The organism is Streptomyces sp. NPDC021356, from assembly GCF_040641015.1.
Lineage (GTDB): Bacteria > Actinomycetota > Actinomycetes > Streptomycetales > Streptomycetaceae > Streptomyces.
Map to the genome: position 1 here is coordinate 207,772 of NZ_JBFACU010000002.1, position 16,991 is coordinate 224,762.

Here is a 16,991-nt window from a genome sequence, read left to right on the forward strand (position 1 = left end):
CGTGCGGGGCGTTCGCCCGCCCGTACGACACTGGGGGCGTGATCCGTTACGACGCCCTGGACGCACTGCCCGTACGCACGGCCCTGCCCGCCCTGAACGACGCGCTCGACGGGCCCGGGACCGCGGTGCTGGTGGCCCCGCCCGGCACCGGCAAGACGACGCTGGTCCCGCTCGCCCTGGCCGGACTGCTCGAGCGGGGCCCCGGGCACGGGCCGCCCCGCCGGGTGGTCGTGGCCGAGCCGCGGCGGATCGCGGCGCGCGCGGCGGCACGGCGCATGGCGTGGCTGCTGGGCGAGCGGACCGGCCAGAGCGTCGGCTACACCGTCCGCGGCGAGCGGGTGGTCGGACGGCACACGCGCGTGGAGGTCGTCACCACCGGTGTCCTGCTGCAGCGGTTGCAGCGCGACCAGGAGCTCGCCGGGGTCGACGTGGTCGTCCTCGACGAGTGCCACGAGCGGCATCTGGACGCGGACACGGCGGCGGCGTTCCTGTGCGACGTACGGGCGGCGCTGCGGCCCGAGCTGCGGCTGGTGGCGGCGTCAGCGACCACGGACGCGCAGGGCTGGGCGCGGCTGCTGGGGGATGCGCCGGTGGTCGCGGCGCAGGGCGTCTCGTACCCGGTGGAGGTGGTGTGGGCGCCGCCCGCACGCCCGGTGCGCCCGCCGCACGGCATGCGGGTGGACCCCGCGCTGCTGACGCACGTGGGTTCCGTGGTGCGGCGAGCGCTGGCCGAGCGGGCGGGGGACGTGCTCTGCTTCCTGCCGGGCGCGGGCGAGATCGCGCGGGTCGCGGGCGGGCTCGGCGACCTGGGCGGCGTGGACGTGCTCCAGGTGCACGGGCGGGCCCCGGCGGCCGTGCAGGACGCGGTGCTGGCGCCGGGTCCGCGGCGCCGGGTGGTGCTGGCCACGTCGGTGGCCGAGTCGTCGCTGACGGTGCCCGGGGTCCGGGTGGTGGTCGACGCGGGACTCGCGCGGGAGCCGCGTGTCGACCACGCGCGCGGGCTGGGCGCACTGACGACGGTGCGGGCCTCGCAGGCGGCCGGACGGCAGCGGGCGGGGCGCGCCGGGCGCGAGGCGCCGGGCACGGTGTACCGGTGCTGGACGGAGGCCGAGGACGGGCGTCTGCCGCGTTTCCCCGCGCCGGAGATCAAGCTGGCCGACCTGACGGCGTTCGCCCTCCAGGCGGCCTGCTGGGGCGATCCTGACGCGTCCGGGCTGGCGTTGCTGGATCCGCCGCCGGCCGGCGCGATGGCGGCGGCGCGGGAGGTGCTGATCGCGGTGGGCGCGGTCGATCCGGCCGGGCGTGCCACGCGGCGGGGTGCGCGACTGGCGCGGCTGGGCGTGCCCGTGCGGCTGGGCCGGTCCCTGCTCGACGCGAGGGCCCTGGCCGGGGCGGGCACGGTCGCGGAGGTGGTGGCGCTGCTCAGTGAGGAGGCGCCCCGGGAGTACGGCGACGATCTCGCCGGCGCCCTGCGGCGCGTCCGGCGCGGGGGTGACGCCTACGCCGGGCGGTGGCGTGCGGAGGTGCGGCGGCTGCGCGCCGCCGGGACGGAGGCGGCCCGGGCGGCGGAGGCTGCCCGGAGCGGAGGCCCGGACCGGAGCGGGGAGGCGGGCCTGGCCGGGGACACGGACCGGAGCGGGGAGGCGGCCCCGGCCGAGGACACGGACCGGAGCGGGGAGGCGGCCCCGGCCGAGGACACCGACCGGAGCGGGGACACGGACCGGAGCGGGAACACCGACCGGAGCGGAGACACCGACCGGAGCGGAAACACCGACCGGAGCGGAGACACCGACCGGAGCGGGGACACGGACCGGAGCGGGGATGTGGCGCTCGGCGATGCGGCCGGGGCCGTCCGCGCGCCACGGGGGGCGGGCAGGGCGCGGGCGCACGCCGGAGGCTCCCCGGCACCCGCGTACGCCGGGGAGGACGGCGTCGCCGGGCTCGTCGCCGCCCTGGCCTTCCCCGAGCGGGTCGCCAGGCTCGACGGCGGCTCGTACCTCATGGTCTCCGGTACGCGGGCCGAACTCGCCGAGGGGTCCGCGCTGCGCGGGGTGCCGTGGATCGCCGTCGCCGTCGCCGACCGGCCGCTGGGCAGGGGGCACGCGCGCGTGCAGCTCGCCGCGGCCGTCGACGAGGACGCCGCCCGGCTCGCGGCCGGGGCGCTGCACGAGGAAGGCGAGGAAGTCCGCTGGGCGGACGGGGACGTCGTCGCGCGGCGGGTCGAACGGCTGGGGGCGGTGGAGCTGAGGGCGCGGCCGCTCGCCGACCCGGCGCCCTCCCTCGTACGCGATGCGCTCCTGGAGGGGCTGCGGAAGGAGGGGTTGCGGCTGCTGCGCTGGTCACCGGGTGCCGAAGTCCTGCGGCAGCGCCTGGCGTTCGTGCACCGGTGGCTCGGCGCGCCCTGGCCCGACGTCGGCGACGACGCCCTGCACGCGCGCGTGGAGGAGTGGTTGGAGCCCGAACTGGGCCGTGCCCGCCGCCGTGCCGACCTCGCCCGGATCGACGCCGGGCAGGGACTGGCCCGACTGCTGCCGTGGGCGTCCGGCGAGGCTGCCCGGCTGGACGAACTCGCCCCGGAGCGGCTCACCGTGCCCAGCGGCTCGGCGGTCCGGGTCGACTACACCGATCCCGAGCAGCCCGTACTCGCGGTGAAACTCCAGGAGATGTTCGGGCTCGACGCCTCGCCCGTCGTGGCCGGAGTGCCGGTGCTCGTGCACCTGCTCTCCCCCGCCGGGCGGCCCGTCGCCGTCACCGCCGACCTCGCCTCCTTCTGGCGGGACGGTTACCGGGGCGTCCGCGCGGAGCTGCGCGGGCGGTACCCGAAGCACCCGTGGCCCGAGGACCCGGCGACCGCGGAGCCGACCCGGCACACCAACGCCCGGCTCAGGCTCTGACCGACGCCCGGCTCGCGGCGTCCGGACCGCACCGAGGCGCCCCTCCGCCGAATCGGAGGGGCGCCTCGGTGCGGTGCGGGCGCCGCCGCGTGGACTACGAGGACGCGGACGGGCTCGGCGACGGTTCGGCGGTGGTGTCGGCCGCCGCCACCTTCAGCTCCACGGTCAGCGTCGCGCCGCCGGTGGTGGTGATGCGGAGCAGGAAGGTGCCGGTGGTGTCGTCCGCGTACAGCTTCGGCAGCTTCAGCACTCCCTTGGCGTCCGTCCGGAGATCCTTCAGAGTGCGTACGGGCTTGCCGTCGGCGTCCTTGAAGTAGGGGCCCTTGTCGTTCTCGGTGGGATCGTCGGCGGACTTGATGAGGGTGGCGGTGGCAGCGACCTCGTCGGCGACGGCGCCCTTGTAGGTGGCCTTGACCTCGACCTGCTCGGCGAACTCGCCGCCCGGGGTGCAGACCTGCGGGGTGTCGTCGGTGCGGACGAGCGCGTCGGCGGCGCGTTCGGTGACCGTCGCCTTGTACTGGAGTGCGGAGACCGTGCGTCCGACGACCACGGCGCGGACGGTGAAGTCCCCCGTCTTCTCGCCCGCCTGGAGCACCGGGGCGTGGGCCACGCCCGAGGCGTCGGTGACCACCGTGGCGACCTTCTCGCCCCCGGTGAAGGTGGTGTCCGTGTCACCGGTGATCACGAACCGGACCCTGACCTTGGCGACCGCCTTGCCCGCCTTGGTCTCGGCGCGGGTGCTGATCTTCTCCGCGAAGGCGTCGCCCGCCCGCGCGGTGAGCGGGTCCGTGCCGACGTCCTCCAGGTGGTCCACCGTGTCGGTGGGTGTGGGAGGCGTGGTGGGCCTCGTGGGAGGCGTCCTGGGCGGCTTGGACGGCGGGGACGGCTGGCTGGGGGTACCTCCGGGCTTGCCGGGAGTGCTCGGCTTGGCCGGAGTGCTCGGCGTACCCGGCTTGCTCGGGACACCCGGGGCGCCCGACTTGCCCGAAGTGTCCGGCTTTTGACCGGTCGTCGGGGAGTACGGGGGCCGGGTGGTGGTGGACGGCCCGGGGTGGGTCCCCGTCGTGTCGTCGCTGCGGTGGACCGGCAGCTGACCGGTGCCGTCGGGAACCGAGTGGGTGCCCCTGCGGTAGTACTCCAGCCACGTCAGGACGGTGTTCAGGTACTCCTGCGAGTGGTTGTAGCTGAGGATGGCGCTGTTCAGGTCGGCCTGGTCGGACAGGTCCCAGTCGTTGCGGCACAGGTAGTGGCCGGTGGCGAGGGCGGCGTCGTAGACGTTGTTGGGGTCCTTCTTGCCGTCGCCGTTGCCGTCCCGGCCGGCCCACTCCCAGGTGGAGGGGATGAACTGCATGGGTCCGACCGCGCGGTCGTAGGTGCTGTCGCCGTCGTACAGGCCGTGGTCGGTGTCGCTGATGTTCGCGAAGCCGCTTCCGTTGAGCACGGGGCCGAGGATCGGTGTGAGCGTCGTGCCGTTCGCGTCCACCTGACCGCCGCGCGCCTGACCCGACTCGACCCGGCCGATCGCGGCGAGCAACTGCCAGGGCAGGTTGCAGCCCGGCTTGGAGGCGCGCAGCTCGGCCTCGGCCTTCTTGTAGGCGTCGAGCACGGTCGCGGGTATGCCCGCCTCGGCCGGGGTCTTGGCGGCCGGGTTGCCGGCGGTGGGGGTGCCGGCGGTGGGGGCCGGGTCGGGGCTGTGCAGCGGCGGGAGGTCCGTGTAGTACTGCGTGTCACCGGTGGCGGTGTCGCCGACGGGTGTGTCGGGGACGGACGTCGCACCGGCAGCGGGCTGTCTTCCCTCGTCGCTGACCGTCACGCCGGGAGCCTCGGAAGCGGAGAGTGCCGCGACCGCGACCGCGGCCACGGCCGTGGTCGCCGCTCCCTTGTACAGCCTCCTGCCGAAATGCGCCGCCATGGAGTGAACCCCTCCCGTGAACGCCCGAGCGTCCCTCTGTACTTGCCTGTTCGCCCTGTTGTGACGGTTGACTCGCGGTACTGGTTGCCCTCGTGGAGCTTTCCGGATGCACGACCCAGGTGACCCTACGACAACTTCCTTTGTGCCGGGAGCGGTTCGTGCCCGGTTTCCACCGGTTGGCCGCCTTCGGGCGTACGGGGCTCGGGACTGCGGCTTCTCGCCTCACCTCTCCCCCTCCGTGGCGGGCGGGCTGGTCAGCCGGGCGGCGCGGTCCGGCAACGGGAGTCCGGGAGGTTCCGTTGCCGTTCGGGTGCGGAGGCTCGGTAGCGGCTGAGGCCCGGCGGCGGTGGAGACCCGGCGGTAGCCGAGACTCGGTGGCGGCGGAGGCTCGGCGGTGACGGAGGCTCGGCGGTGACGGAGGCTCGGGGCGGTGCCGCGATGACAGTCACCGGCTTCCTTGTCCGCGCACTGCTACGGGCCCCGCGGCGGCCAAGTGGGGAGACCGAGGGCGAGCGGGGGGCGAGCAGGTTGGAGATGCGCGGGGCGAGGGGGGGAAACTCGGGCGGACAGGTTCGCGACGCGGTCGGCTGGTGAGCGCCATCGGCCCGCGACACGGCTCCCGACTCCCGACTCCCGGCTCCCGGCTCCCGGCTCCCGGCTCCCGGCTCCCGGCTCCCGATTTTGGCTACCGCTACGGCTGCGGTTACGGCTTTCGGCTAGCGGTCGCGGTGGCCGGGCCTCTTGCGGTGGTCCTGACCGTCCTGCCGATCTGTGCGGGGCCGCGGTTCCCGGCACGGGAGACCGCTCGGGTGGCCGGGGACCGTGGTCGCGGCCGCGACGAAGACGGTGACGGTGCGGGCGGGGACCGGATGCGGGAGACGCGCGAGAAAGAGCGCGAGGTAGCCGCGGGTGACGTCGGCCCACAGGGGCCAGGGATGTCGCGCGCCTGGGGTGAGCCGACGGCGGAGGTCTCTCGTGGCGCGCCGGAGGGTGACCGCGAAGTCGGTCGGGATGCGGGCGGTGCTTGCGTCGGCCGCGAGGGCCGGAACCGGCGGGGGCGGCGCGGCGGGGGCCGCGCCGACGGCTGTGTGGGATACCGCCGGCCGGTGGTTGAGCATGCGTATACCCATGCCCAGATCCTGGCGGGCCGGGGTGGCCGCTGCGCCTCTGCGGGGGCCACGTGAGTGATGACCACGCCGTTGCCGCCGGTCCCGGGCCCCCGGGGCCAGACAGGCTCGGACGTCCCGCCCCGGGGCAGGCGGCCCGGGTCACCCCCGTCCGGGAAAGCCCCCGGGCGCCCCGCAGGGAGGCCCCCAGCGTCCTCGTCCAGCGAGACCGGTGCCCGCACCGTCCAGGAGGGCCCCGGGCACCCAGTCACGGAGACCCCGGCCGACCCCCGCCCAGGAAGGGCCCCGGACGCCCCTCAGCCCGACAGAGCCGGCGCGCGGGGGCACCCGGCGGTCAGGAACAGCCGGTGGGCGCCCCGGCCGCGTCGGCCACGTCGGCCTCAGTGTGCCGCCGACTCCCAGTCCGGACCCACGCCCACGGAGACGTCCAGAGGTGCCCTGAGCCGGACCGCGCCGGACATCTCGCGGCGGACGATCTCCTCCGCCGCCGCACGCTCGCCGGGGGCGATCTCCAGGACGATTTCGTCGTGGACCTGGAGCAGCATGCGGGACTTCAGGTCGGCCTCGCGCAGCGCCCGGTCCACGTGGAGCATGGCGATCTTGACGATGTCGGCCGCCGTGCCCTGGATCGGGGCGTTCAGGGCCATCCGCTCCGCCATCTCCCGGCGCTGCCGGTTGTCGCTGTTGAGGTCGGGGAGATAGCGGCGCCGGCCGAACAGGGTTTCGGTGTAGCCGGTCGCCCGCGCTTCGTCCACCACCCGGCGCAGATAGTCCCGCACCCCGCCGAACCGCTCGAAGTAGGCGTCCATCAGGGTACGGGCCTCGGCGGCCTCGATGTTCAGCTGCTGGGAGAGGCCGAAGGCGGACAGGCCGTACGCCAGGCCGTACGACATCGCCTTGATCTTGCGGCGCATCTCCGCGTCGACCGCCGAGCGCTCGACGGCGAAGACCTGCGAGGCCGCCGTGGTGTGCAGGTCCTCGCCGGAGGTGAACGCCTCGATCAGGCCCGCGTCCTCCGAGAGGTGGGCCATGACCCGCAGCTCGATCTGGCTGTAGTCGGCCGTCATCAGCGACTCGAAGCCCTCGCCGACCACGAAGCCGCGGCGGATGGCACGGCCCTCGTCGGTGCGGACGGGGATGTTCTGCAGGTTGGGGTCCGTCGACGACAGGCGGCCGGTCGCGGCGACCGTCTGGTTGAACGTCGTGTGGATACGGCCGTCCGTCGCGATGGTCTTGATCAGGCCCTCGACGGTGACGCGCAGCTTCGCCTGCTCGCGGTGGCGGAGCATGATCACCGGCAGCTCGTTGTCCGTCTGCCCGGCCAGCCAGGCCAGGGCGTCGGCGTCGGTGGTGTAGCCGGTCTTGGTCTTCTTGGTCCTGGGCAGGGCCAGCTCGCCGAAGAGGACCTCCTGGAGCTGCTTGGGCGAGCCGAGGTTGAACTCGTGCCCGGCCGCCGCGTGGGCCTCCTTCACGGCCTGCTGCACCGCTCCGGCGAACGTCTGTTCCATGGCTTCGAGGTGGGCGCGGTCGGCGGCGATGCCGTTGCGCTCCATGCGGGCCAGCAGCGCGGAGGTGGGCAGCTCCATGTCGCGCAGCAGGTCCGCGGCGCCGACCTCCTGGAGCCGGTCCTCGAAGGCCTCCCCCAGGTCGAGGATGGCGCGGGCCTGGATCATCAGGGCCTCGGCCTCGGCGGCGTCGTCCGCGCCGAACGCCAGCTGGCCGTCGGCCGCCGCCGCGGGGGCCAGCTCGCGGTGCAGGTACTCCAGGGAGAGCGCGTCCAGGTCGAAGGAGCGGCGGCCGGGCTTCACCAGGTAGGCGGCGAGCGCGGTGTCCATGGTGACGCCCGCCACGCTCCAGCCGTGCTCGGCGAGGACCCGCATGGCGCCCTTGGCGTTGTGGAAGACCTTGGTCCGGTCGGCGTCGGCCAGCCAGCCGGCGAACGCCTGCTCGTCGGCCTCGTCGAGCTGGGACGGGTCGAACCAGGCGGCGGCTCCGCCGGCGGCGGCAAGCGCTACCTCGGCGACCGACCCCGCGCCCAGCGCCCAGGCGTCGACGGTGGCGACACCCAGGGCCTGCGTGCCGTGCTCGGCGAGCCAGCCGGTCAGCTCGCCGGTGCCGAGCACCGTGCCGTCCAGCTCGACGCCTTCCGCCGCGATCGGGGTGGTCTCGGCCTCCTCGGCACCCGGGTCGACGGCGAAGAGCCGCTCGCGCAGCGACGGGTTACGGATCTCCAGGGTGTCCAGGACCATCGCGACGGCCTTGCGGTCGTACGCGGTCCTGGCGAGGTCGGTGACGGTCTTGGGCAGCTCGACGCTGCGCTCCAGCTCGGTGAGGCGGCGGTTGAGCTTGACGGCCTCCAGGTGGTCGCGCAGATTCTGCCCGGCCTTGCCCTTGACCTCCTCGACACGCTCGACGAGCTGGGCGAACGAACCGAACTGGTTGATCCACTTCGCCGCCGTCTTCTCGCCCACGCCCGGGATGCCCGGCAGGTTGTCCGACGGGTCGCCGCGCAGCGCCGCGAAGTCCGGGTACTGCGCCGGCGTCAGTCCGTACTTCTCGACGACCTTCTCCGGGGTGAACCGGGTCAGCTCGGAGACACCCTTGGTCGGGTAGAGCACCGTGGTGTGCTCCGAGACCAGCTGGAAGGAGTCGCGGTCGCCGGTGACGATCAGGACCTCGAAACCCGCGGCCTCGGCCTGGGTGGCGAGCGTGGCGATGATGTCGTCCGCCTCGAACCCGTCGACGGCGAAGCGGGAGGCGTGCATCGCGTCGAGCAGCTCGCAGATCAGCTGCACCTGGCCCTTGAACTCGTCCGGTGTCTTGGAGCGGTTCGCCTTGTACTCGGTGAACTCCTCCGAGCGCCAGGTCTTGCGGGAGACGTCGAACGCCACGGCGAAGTGCGTGGGCGCCTCGTCACGCAGGGTGTTCGCCAGCATCGACGCGAAGCCGTAGATCGCGTTCGTCGGCTGGCCCGTCGCGGTGGTGAAGTTCTCCGCGGGCAGCGCGAAGAACGCGCGGTAGGCCAGCGAGTGCCCGTCCATGAGCATCAGCCGCGGACGGGTGCCGCCGGGGGTGGTGTCGGTCTTCTTCGATGCTGTTTCTGCCACGACCCCGATCCTGCCACGACCCACTGACAGTCGGCGGACGCGCTCCGCGACGGGGAGGCCGGCGCAGGACATGCCGGAGCGGCGCGGGCCGGCTCGCCCCGCGCCGAGGACGTCGGGTGCGGCGCCGGGCGCGCCGGGGCGGGCGGTACGTCGCCGCAACGGCCGGTACGCCGCCGGAGACGGCCGACCGGACCGGGCGTACATACCCTGCCCCGCCGCCCCGCCGCCCCGGAGAGCCGGAATCAAAAGTCGGAATCGGCACCGGCACCGGCACCAGCACCAGCACCAGCACCAGCACCGGCCGAGGAACGCACGACTCACCCTCGCTCGCACCTCGCCCCAGCCCCCTCTCCCGGCCTTCGTATCCCCGGAATGTCCCCGAGGCATCCCCGGGCGGAAGCGTTGTCACTGCCGCGTGCGAGGATCGGAGGCGTCCGGGATGCGGCCCGCGGCGCCCTGGTCGGGGCGCGGCCGCGGAGTCCGTCCCGGGGAACAGCACTCGCGCAGTCGAAGGAGAGCGTGCGATGGCCACCAAGCCGCCCAAGGGTGATCCGGTCCAGGACGCGCCGCAGGTAGAGGGGCCGAAGCACGCGGCGGCCGGTCTCCCCGCGGTGCGGCACTCCCTGCGCATGGCCCAGCAGCAGATGGGTGTGAAGCGCACCGCGCTGACCCTGCTGCGGGTGAACCAGAAGGACGGCTTCGACTGTCCCGGCTGCGCCTGGCCCGAGCCGGAGCACCGGCACACCGCGGAGTTCTGCGAGAACGGCGCGAAGGCGGTCGCCGAGGAGGCCACCCTGCGCCGGGTCACCCCGGAGTTCTTCGCCGCGCACCCCGTGGCCGACCTGGCGGCCCGCAGCGGGTACTGGCTGGGGCAGCAGGGACGGCTGACCCACCCCATGTACCTGCCGGAGGGCGCCGACCGCTACGAGCCGGTCACCTGGGAGCGGGCCTTCGACATCGTCGCCGAGGAGATCGCCGCCCTCTCCTCCCCCGACGAGGCCGTCTTCTACACCTCGGGCCGCACCAGCAACGAAGCGGCGTTCCTCTACCAGCTGTTCGCCCGGGAGCTGGGCACGAACAACCTGCCCGACTGCTCCAACATGTGCCACGAGTCCTCGGGCTCGGCCCTGTCGGAGACGATCGGCATCGGCAAGGGCAGCGTCCTGCTGGAGGACCTCTACCAGGCCGACCTGATCATCGTGGCCGGCCAGAACCCGGGGACGAACCACCCCCGCATGCTCTCCGCCCTGGAGAAGGCCAAGGCGAACGGCGCGCGGATCATCAGCGTCAATCCGCTGCCCGAGGCAGGCCTGGAGCGGTTCAAGAACCCGCAGACCCCCAAGGGGCTGGCCGCCGGCGCCGCCCTCACCGACCTGTTCCTGCAGATCCGCATCGGCGGCGACCAGGCCCTCTTCCGCCTCCTCAACAAACTGATCCTCGACACCGAGGGCGCCGTGGACGAGCTGTTCGTCCGCGAGCACACCCACGGCTACCAGGAGTTCGCCGCCGCCGCCCGTGCCGCCGACTGGGACGAGACGCTCGCCGCGACCGGCCTCACGCGCGCGGAGATCGACCGCACGCTGGAGATGGTGCTCGCCTCCAGGCGCACCATCGTGTGCTGGGCGATGGGCCTGACCCAGCACAAGCACTCCGTACCGACCATCCGCGAGGTGGTCAACTTCCTGCTGCTGCGCGGCAACATCGGGCGTCCCGGCGCGGGCGTGTGCCCGGTGCGCGGCCACTCCAACGTGCAGGGCGACCGCACGATGGGCATCTTCGAGCGCCCCGCCCCGGCCTTCCTCGACGCACTGGAGAAGGAGTTCGGCTTCGCCCCGCCGCGCGAGCACGGCTACGACGTCGTGCGCGCCATCCGCGCCCTGCGCGACGGCGAGGCGAAGGTGTTCTTCGCGATGGGCGGCAACTTCGTCTCCGCCTCCCCCGACACCGACGTCACCGAGGCGGCCATGCGCAGGGCCCGGCTGACCGTGCACGTGTCGACCAAGCTCAACCGCTCGCACGCCGTCACGGGCGCGCGTGCGCTGATCCTGCCCACCCTCGGCCGCACCGAACGGGACCTCCAGGACGGCGGCGAGCAGTTCGTCACGGTCGAGGACTCCATGGGCATGGTGCACGCCTCCCGCGGCCGGCTTCAGCCCGCCAGCCGGCACCTGCTGTCCGAGCCGGCCATCGTGTGCCGACTGGCCCGCCGGGTGCTGGGCGAGGACAGCGTGGTGCCGTGGGAGGAGTTCGAGAAGGACTACGCCACCGTCCGCGACCGCATCGCCCGCGTGATCCCCGGCTTCGAGGACTTCAACGCACGCGTGGCCGACCCCGGCGGCTTCGCCCTGCCGCACGCCCCCCGCGACGAGCGCCGCTTCCCGACGGCCACCGGCAAGGCCAACTTCACGGCCGCGCCGGTGGAGTTCCCCGAACTGCCCGAGGGCCGGCTGCTGCTGCAGACGCTGCGCTCGCACGACCAGTACAACACCACGATCTACGGCCTCGACGACCGCTACCGGGGCATCAAGAACGGGCGGCGGGTGGTGATGGTCAACCCCGAGGACGCGCGCTCGCTGGGGGTGGCCGACGGGTCGTACGTCGACCTGGTCGGCGAGTGGAAGGACGGCGTGGAGCGGCGGGCGCGCGGCTTCCGGGTGGTGCACTACCCGACCGCGCGCGGGTGCGCGGCCTCGTACTACCCGGAGACCAACGTCCTGGTGCCGCTGGACGCCACCGCGGACACCAGCAACACCCCGGCCAGCAAGTCCGTCGTGGTGCGTCTGGAACAATCGGCGGCCGACTGAGCGTTTGCTCAGCGAAGCAGTGCCGATCGACGACGAACGGAGCCGGGCCCATGGGCGAGCAGCACGACGTGAAGTTCCCGCAGGAGGTCATCGACGAGTACGCCGCCCTCGGCGTCGACCTGCCCGCCCTGTTCTCCGCCGGGCACCTCGGGACCCGCATGGGCGTCCGGATCGTCGAGGCGTCCGCGGAGCGCGTCGTCGCCACCATGCCGGTGGAGGGCAACACCCAGCCGTACGGGCTGCTGCACGGCGGCGCCTCAGCCGTGCTGGCCGAGACCCTGGGGTCCGTCGGCGCCATGCTGCACGGCGGCAGCTCCAAGATCGCGGTCGGCGTCGACCTGAACTGCACCCACCACCGCGGCGTGCGCTCCGGCCTGGTCACCGGCGTGGCCACCCCGCTCCACCGGGGGCGCTCGACGACCACGTACGAGATCGTCATCAGTGACGAGCAGGGGCGGCGGGTGTGCAGCGCACGCCTGACCTGCCTGCTGCGCGAGGTGCGGCCGGCGGACGCCGAACAGGTCCCGGCCGTCCCGGCCTCGAACTGACGCGGGGCGGGGGCGGCCCGGCAGACGGGCCGCCCCCGCTGCCCGTCCCAACCCGTTGCTTTTCCCGCACGCCGGGACATCACGGCGCATCGCGCTACGAGATATCCGTATTCGAGTCTTCCCGGCTGTTCTCACCCCTCACCGAACATCGCTGAATGCGATCTTCCATTTTTTCGCGTAACGCTGCGTCACGTATACGCAATATAGAGGCATGGATTCCGCTTAGCGGGCACCCGCCGGGATGATCTTCCCGGCGCACCCTGCCCCTCCCGCCGCACGGCGCGCGGCACACCCCGCCGACGGCCAACCGGAAGTGCGCATTCTCAGAATGCGGACCACATGGGAATTCCGCCAAACCGGCCGAGAGTGACCCTCCGAGAAGCCCCTCAACCGGAACGGCATAACAAGAAAGTCACAAGCCAGTCCACCACCATGCCCCTGGCCACAACCCAGGCTTAGAGTCACGGCCAGTCACCGCTCCACCGGGAGTTCGGTACCAGCGCGGCATGCGCCACCCCCACCGGGGCAGCCATGCCTGCGGAAAGGACTGATTGTGCGACAGCGTTCCCTGGTGATACTCACCTCCGTCCTCACAACCGGAGCTCTGGCCCTCACCGCATGTGGCTCCCGCGGCAGCGACGACAAAGGCGGCGACAAGGGCGGCACCACGGTCGTCATCGGCGTCGACGCCCCCCTGACCGGACAGAACTCCGCCACCGGCCTCGGCATCCAGTCCGGCGTCGAGATCGCCGTCAAGGACGCCAACGAGAAGAAGCTCGTCCCCGGCGTCACCTTCAAGGTCGTGGCCCTCGACGACAAGGCCCTGCCGCCGACCGGCCAGCAGAACGCCTCCCAGCTGGTCGCCAACAAGGACGTCCTCGGCGTCGTCGGCCCCCTCAACTCCGGTGTCGCCCAGACCATGCAGAAGGTCTTCGCCTCCGCCAACCTCGCCGAGATCTCCCCGTCCAACACGGCGCCCGAGCTGACCCAGGGCAAGAACTGGGTCTCCGGCAACAAGGCCCGCCCGTTCAAGACCTACTTCCGCACCGCCATCACCGACGAGGTGCAGGGCGGCTTCGCCGCCGACTACGTCCTCAAGACCCTCAAGAAGAAGAAGGTCTTCGTCGTCGACGACAAGCAGACCTACGGCGCCGGCCTCGCCGGCATCTTCGGCAAGAAGTTCAAGGAGCAGGGCGGCACCGTCGTCGGCACCGACCACGTCAACGTCGGCGACAAGGACTTCGCCACCCTCGTCACCAAGATCAAGAACAGCGGTGCCGAACTCCTCTACTACGGCGGCCAGTACGACGAGTCGCAGGTCCTGACCAAGCAGCTCAAGGACGCCGGCGCCAAGATCCCGCTCATGGGCGGCGACGGCATGTTCACCCCGACCTACATCCAGACCGCCGGCAAGGCCGCCGAAGGCGACCTCGTCACCTCCGTCGGCGTCCCCGTCGACACCCTGCCCGCCGCCAAGGACTTCATCAACAAGTACAAGTCCGGCGGCTACAAGGGCGACTACGGCACCTACGGCGGCTACTCCTACGACGCCGCCACCGCCCTCATCAAGGCCGTCGGCAACGTCGTGAAGGACGGCAAGGTCCCCTCCGACGCCCGCCAGAAGGTCGTCGACGAGGTCCAGAAGATCGACTTCGAGGGCATCGCCGGCCCGGTCGGCTTCGACCAGTACGGCGACACCAAGAACAAGCAGCTCACCCTGTACCAAGTCACCAACGGTGTGTGGAAGTCCGTCAAGACCGGTACGTACAACGCCGGCTGACGCGACACCAGCACGGACCCAGGGCCGCGCGGCCACGACGACCCGTCACCGCGCGGCCCGACCTCTCTCCCCCGTCACTCTCCGCACCCACATGGAGGCCTTGCGGTGCACACCCTGCCGCAACAGCTGGCCAACGGGCTGATCCTCGGCTCGATGTACGGGCTGATCGCCATCGGCTACACGATGGTGTACGGCATCGTCCAGCTCATCAACTTCGCCCACGGCGAGATCTTCATGACCGGCGGCTTCGGCGCCCTCAGCGTCTATCTCGTCCTGCCCGACGGCACATCCATGTGGATCGCCCTCCCCCTCATGCTGATCGGCGGCGGCCTCGTCGCCGTCCTCATCGCAGTGGGAGCGGAACGATTCGCCTACCGGCCGCTCAGAGGCGCACCACGCCTCGCCCCCCTCATCACCGCCATCGGCCTCTCCCTCGCCCTCCAGCAGGCCGTCTTCAACTGGTACCCGCACGCCGACAACGCCCGCAAATTCCCCCAACTCCCCGGCGGCCCCTTCAACATCACCGACAACCTCAAGATCCAGTCCGGTGAACTCTTCGTCCTCATAGCCGCCCCCCTCTGCATGGCCGCCCTCGCCTTCTTCGTCCGCACCTCCCGCACCGGCCGCGCCATGCAGGCCACCGCCCAGGACCCCGACACCGCCCAACTCATGGGCATCGACACCAACCGCATCATCGTCATCGCCTTCGCCATCGGCGGCTTCTTCGCCGCCGTCGCCGGCATCGCCTGGGGCTTCCGCGTCGGCAGCGTCAACTACGACATGGGCTTCGTCGCCGGCCTCAAAGCCTTCACCGCCGCCGTCCTCGGCGGCATCGGCAACATCTACGGCGCCATGCTCGGCGGCATCGTCCTCGGCCTCGCCGAAGGACTCGCCACCGCCTACATCGCCGACATCCCCGGCATGGACCAGTTCGGCGGCCAGGGCTGGGCCTCCGTCTGGGCCTTCGTCCTCCTCATCCTCGTCCTCCTCTTCAGGCCACAGGGCCTGCTCGGCGAACGCGTCGCGGACAGGGCGTGACCACCATGACCGACACCGACCGCCCCACCCAGGGCACACCCCTCATCCCCCTGCCCGAAAGCGCCGCCCGCCTCCTCACCGCCACCGGCGCCGTCGCCACCATCGCCAGCACCATGCTCGCCTGGACCTGGACCTCCCAGTTCCCCGGTGACCTCACCGTCACCGCCTACCCCGCCGGCCTCCAACTCCTCACCCTCACCGGCGGCATCCTCACCCTCCTGTACGCCCTCACCCTCTGGAACATCCGCGGACTGCGCTGGCTCAACCCCGCCCGCGCCACCGCCCCCGTCTTCCTCACCGCCCTCGCCGCCTTCGCCGTCACCTGGTACACGATCCTCGCCATCGCCATCGAACTCGGCGGCCTCGCCAACCTCGAACCCGGCGGCTACGTCGCCGCCATCGCCTCCCTCCTCCCCGTCATCGGCGCCCTCGCCCTGCCCCGCCCCGGCGACACCTGGAAGTCCTACTTCGCCAAGCCCGACGACATCCCCCCCGCCACCCCCATCCCCGCCTGGGCCGAACGCGTCACCATCACCCTCGCACTCGCCCTCGGCCTCATCGTCTTCACCTACGGCATCAGCACCCCCGACGACGAATACGGCGAAACCTTCAGCGGCTTCGGACTCCTCGTCGTCTTCGCCGCCTGGGCCCTCTTCAGCGCCGGCCTCACCGACCGCTTCTCCGCACTCAACGCCCGCCACAAAGGATTCGCCACCTCCATGGCCTTCCTCGCCGCGGCCGTCTTCCCCTTCACCCAGTCCGAAGACCACAACGCCAACATCGGCGTCAACATCCTCATCTTCGCCACCGTCGCCCTCGGCCTGAACATCGTCGTCGGCCTCACCGGCCTCCTCGACCTCGGCTACGTCGCCTTCCTCGGCGTCGGCGCCTACGCCGCCGCCCTCGTCTCCGGCTCCGAGTACTCCCGCTTCTCCGGCACCCAACTCCCCTTCTGGGCCGCCGTCCTCGTCGGCATGGGCGCCTCCCTCGTCTTCGGCGTCCTCATCGGCGCCCCCACACTCCGACTGCGCGGCGACTACCTCGCCATCGTCACCCTCGGCTTCGGAGAGATCTTCCGCATCGCCGTCAACAACCTCGACGGCTCCTCAGGACCCGACCTCACCAACGGACCCAACGGCATCGCCAACATCCCCGACCTCCAGATCTTCGGGTTCAACTTCGGCGACCCCCACGACATCGGCTCCTTCACCCTCGGCCGATTCGCCAACTACTTCCTGCTCATGCTCATCTTCACGGCCGTCGTCGTCCTCGTCTTCACCCGCGCCGCCGACTCCCGCATCGGCCGCTCCTGGGTCGCCATCCGCGAAGACGAAACCGCCGCCACCGCCATGGGCATCAACGGCTTCCGCGTCAAACTCATCGCCTTCGCCCTCGGCGCCGCCCTCGCCGGCCTCGCCGGCACCGTCAGCGCCCACGTCAGCTACTCCGTCGTCCCCACCCCCTACCAGTTCGCCGGCGCCGCCCCGCCCAACTCCGCCTTCCTCCTCGCCGCCGTCGTCCTCGGCGGCATGGGCACCGTCAGCGGCCCCCTCCTCGGCGCCAGCATGCTCTACCTCATCCCCGAAAAACTCCAGTTCCTCAAGAACTACGAACTCCTCGCCTTCGGCATCGCCCTCGTCCTCCTCATGCGATTCCGACCCGAAGGCATCATCGCCAACCGCCGCCGCCAACTCGAATTCCACGAGACCGGACAACTCGACGTACCCGAACAAAAGACGCTGCCCGAAGACCAGGCCGTCACCAAGGCAGGGGCGTAAGAA

The 16,991-nt window shown here is 72.2% G+C and carries 9 protein-coding genes; 6 read left to right on the top strand and 3 right to left on the bottom strand.

Annotated elements, in window-relative coordinates:
• Positions 1-38 precede the first annotated feature (38 nt).
• Positions 39-2,894, top strand: coding sequence for an ATP-dependent helicase C-terminal domain-containing protein (locus AB0G56_RS03165; protein ID WP_360962761.1), 2,856 nt, complete (start codon positions 39-41; stop codon positions 2,892-2,894).
• Between the two features lie 94 nt (positions 2,895-2,988).
• Here AB0G56_RS03165 and AB0G56_RS03170 read toward each other — a convergent pair whose 3' ends face one another.
• The 3 genes from AB0G56_RS03170 to polA form a co-directional block, all read right to left on the bottom strand.
• Positions 2,989-4,806, bottom strand: coding sequence for a lytic murein transglycosylase (locus tag AB0G56_RS03170; protein ID WP_360962764.1), 1,818 nt, complete (start codon positions 4,804-4,806; stop codon positions 2,989-2,991).
• 716 nt (positions 4,807-5,522) lie between these two features.
• The gene (locus AB0G56_RS03175) at positions 5,523-5,936 is read right to left on the bottom strand and encodes a hypothetical protein (RefSeq protein ID WP_360962767.1); all 414 of its coding nucleotides are present in this window, start codon (positions 5,934-5,936) and stop codon (positions 5,523-5,525) included.
• Between the two features lie 377 nt (positions 5,937-6,313).
• Entirely contained in the window at positions 6,314-9,040 is a 2,727-nt protein-coding gene (gene polA, locus AB0G56_RS03180; protein ID WP_360962770.1) for a DNA polymerase I, read from the bottom strand.
• Positions 9,041-9,564: 524 nt separating this feature from the next.
• On the opposite strand from polA, the gene AB0G56_RS03185 reads away from it, so the two are divergent.
• The 5 genes from AB0G56_RS03185 (at position 9,565) to AB0G56_RS03205 (ending at position 16,988) form a co-directional block, all read left to right on the top strand.
• Entirely contained in the window at positions 9,565-11,844 is a 2,280-nt protein-coding gene (locus AB0G56_RS03185; protein WP_360962773.1) for an FdhF/YdeP family oxidoreductase, read from the top strand.
• A gap of 50 nt (positions 11,845-11,894) precedes the next feature.
• Positions 11,895-12,392, top strand: coding sequence for a hotdog fold thioesterase (locus AB0G56_RS03190; RefSeq protein ID WP_360962776.1), 498 nt, complete (start codon positions 11,895-11,897; stop codon positions 12,390-12,392).
• 553 nt (positions 12,393-12,945) lie between these two features.
• On the top strand, positions 12,946-14,172 hold the full coding sequence (locus AB0G56_RS03195) for a branched-chain amino acid ABC transporter substrate-binding protein (RefSeq protein WP_360962778.1): 1,227 nt from the start codon (positions 12,946-12,948) through the stop codon (positions 14,170-14,172).
• 105 nt (positions 14,173-14,277) lie between these two features.
• Positions 14,278-15,210 carry a branched-chain amino acid ABC transporter permease gene (locus AB0G56_RS03200; protein WP_360962781.1) on the top strand — a complete coding sequence of 311 codons (933 nt, stop codon included), beginning with the start codon at positions 14,278-14,280 and terminating at the stop codon, positions 15,208-15,210.
• Between the two features lie 5 nt (positions 15,211-15,215).
• Positions 15,216-16,988, top strand: coding sequence for a branched-chain amino acid ABC transporter permease (locus tag AB0G56_RS03205; protein WP_360963297.1), 1,773 nt, complete (start codon positions 15,216-15,218; stop codon positions 16,986-16,988).
• Positions 16,989-16,991 lie beyond the last annotated feature (3 nt).

Coding starts and splice junctions, on each gene's coding strand:
- AB0G56_RS03170 (WP_360962764.1), bottom strand. CDS start 4,806: ATGGCGGCGCATTTCGGCAGGAGGCTGTACAAGGGAGCGGCGACCACG.
- AB0G56_RS03175 (WP_360962767.1), bottom strand. CDS start 5,936: ATGGGTATACGCATGCTCAACCACCGGCCGGCGGTATCCCACACAGCC.
- AB0G56_RS03185 (WP_360962773.1), top strand. CDS start 9,565: ATGGCCACCAAGCCGCCCAAGGGTGATCCGGTCCAGGACGCGCCGCAG.
- AB0G56_RS03190 (WP_360962776.1), top strand. CDS start 11,895: ATGGGCGAGCAGCACGACGTGAAGTTCCCGCAGGAGGTCATCGACGAG.
- AB0G56_RS03205 (WP_360963297.1), top strand. CDS start 15,216: ATGACCGACACCGACCGCCCCACCCAGGGCACACCCCTCATCCCCCTG.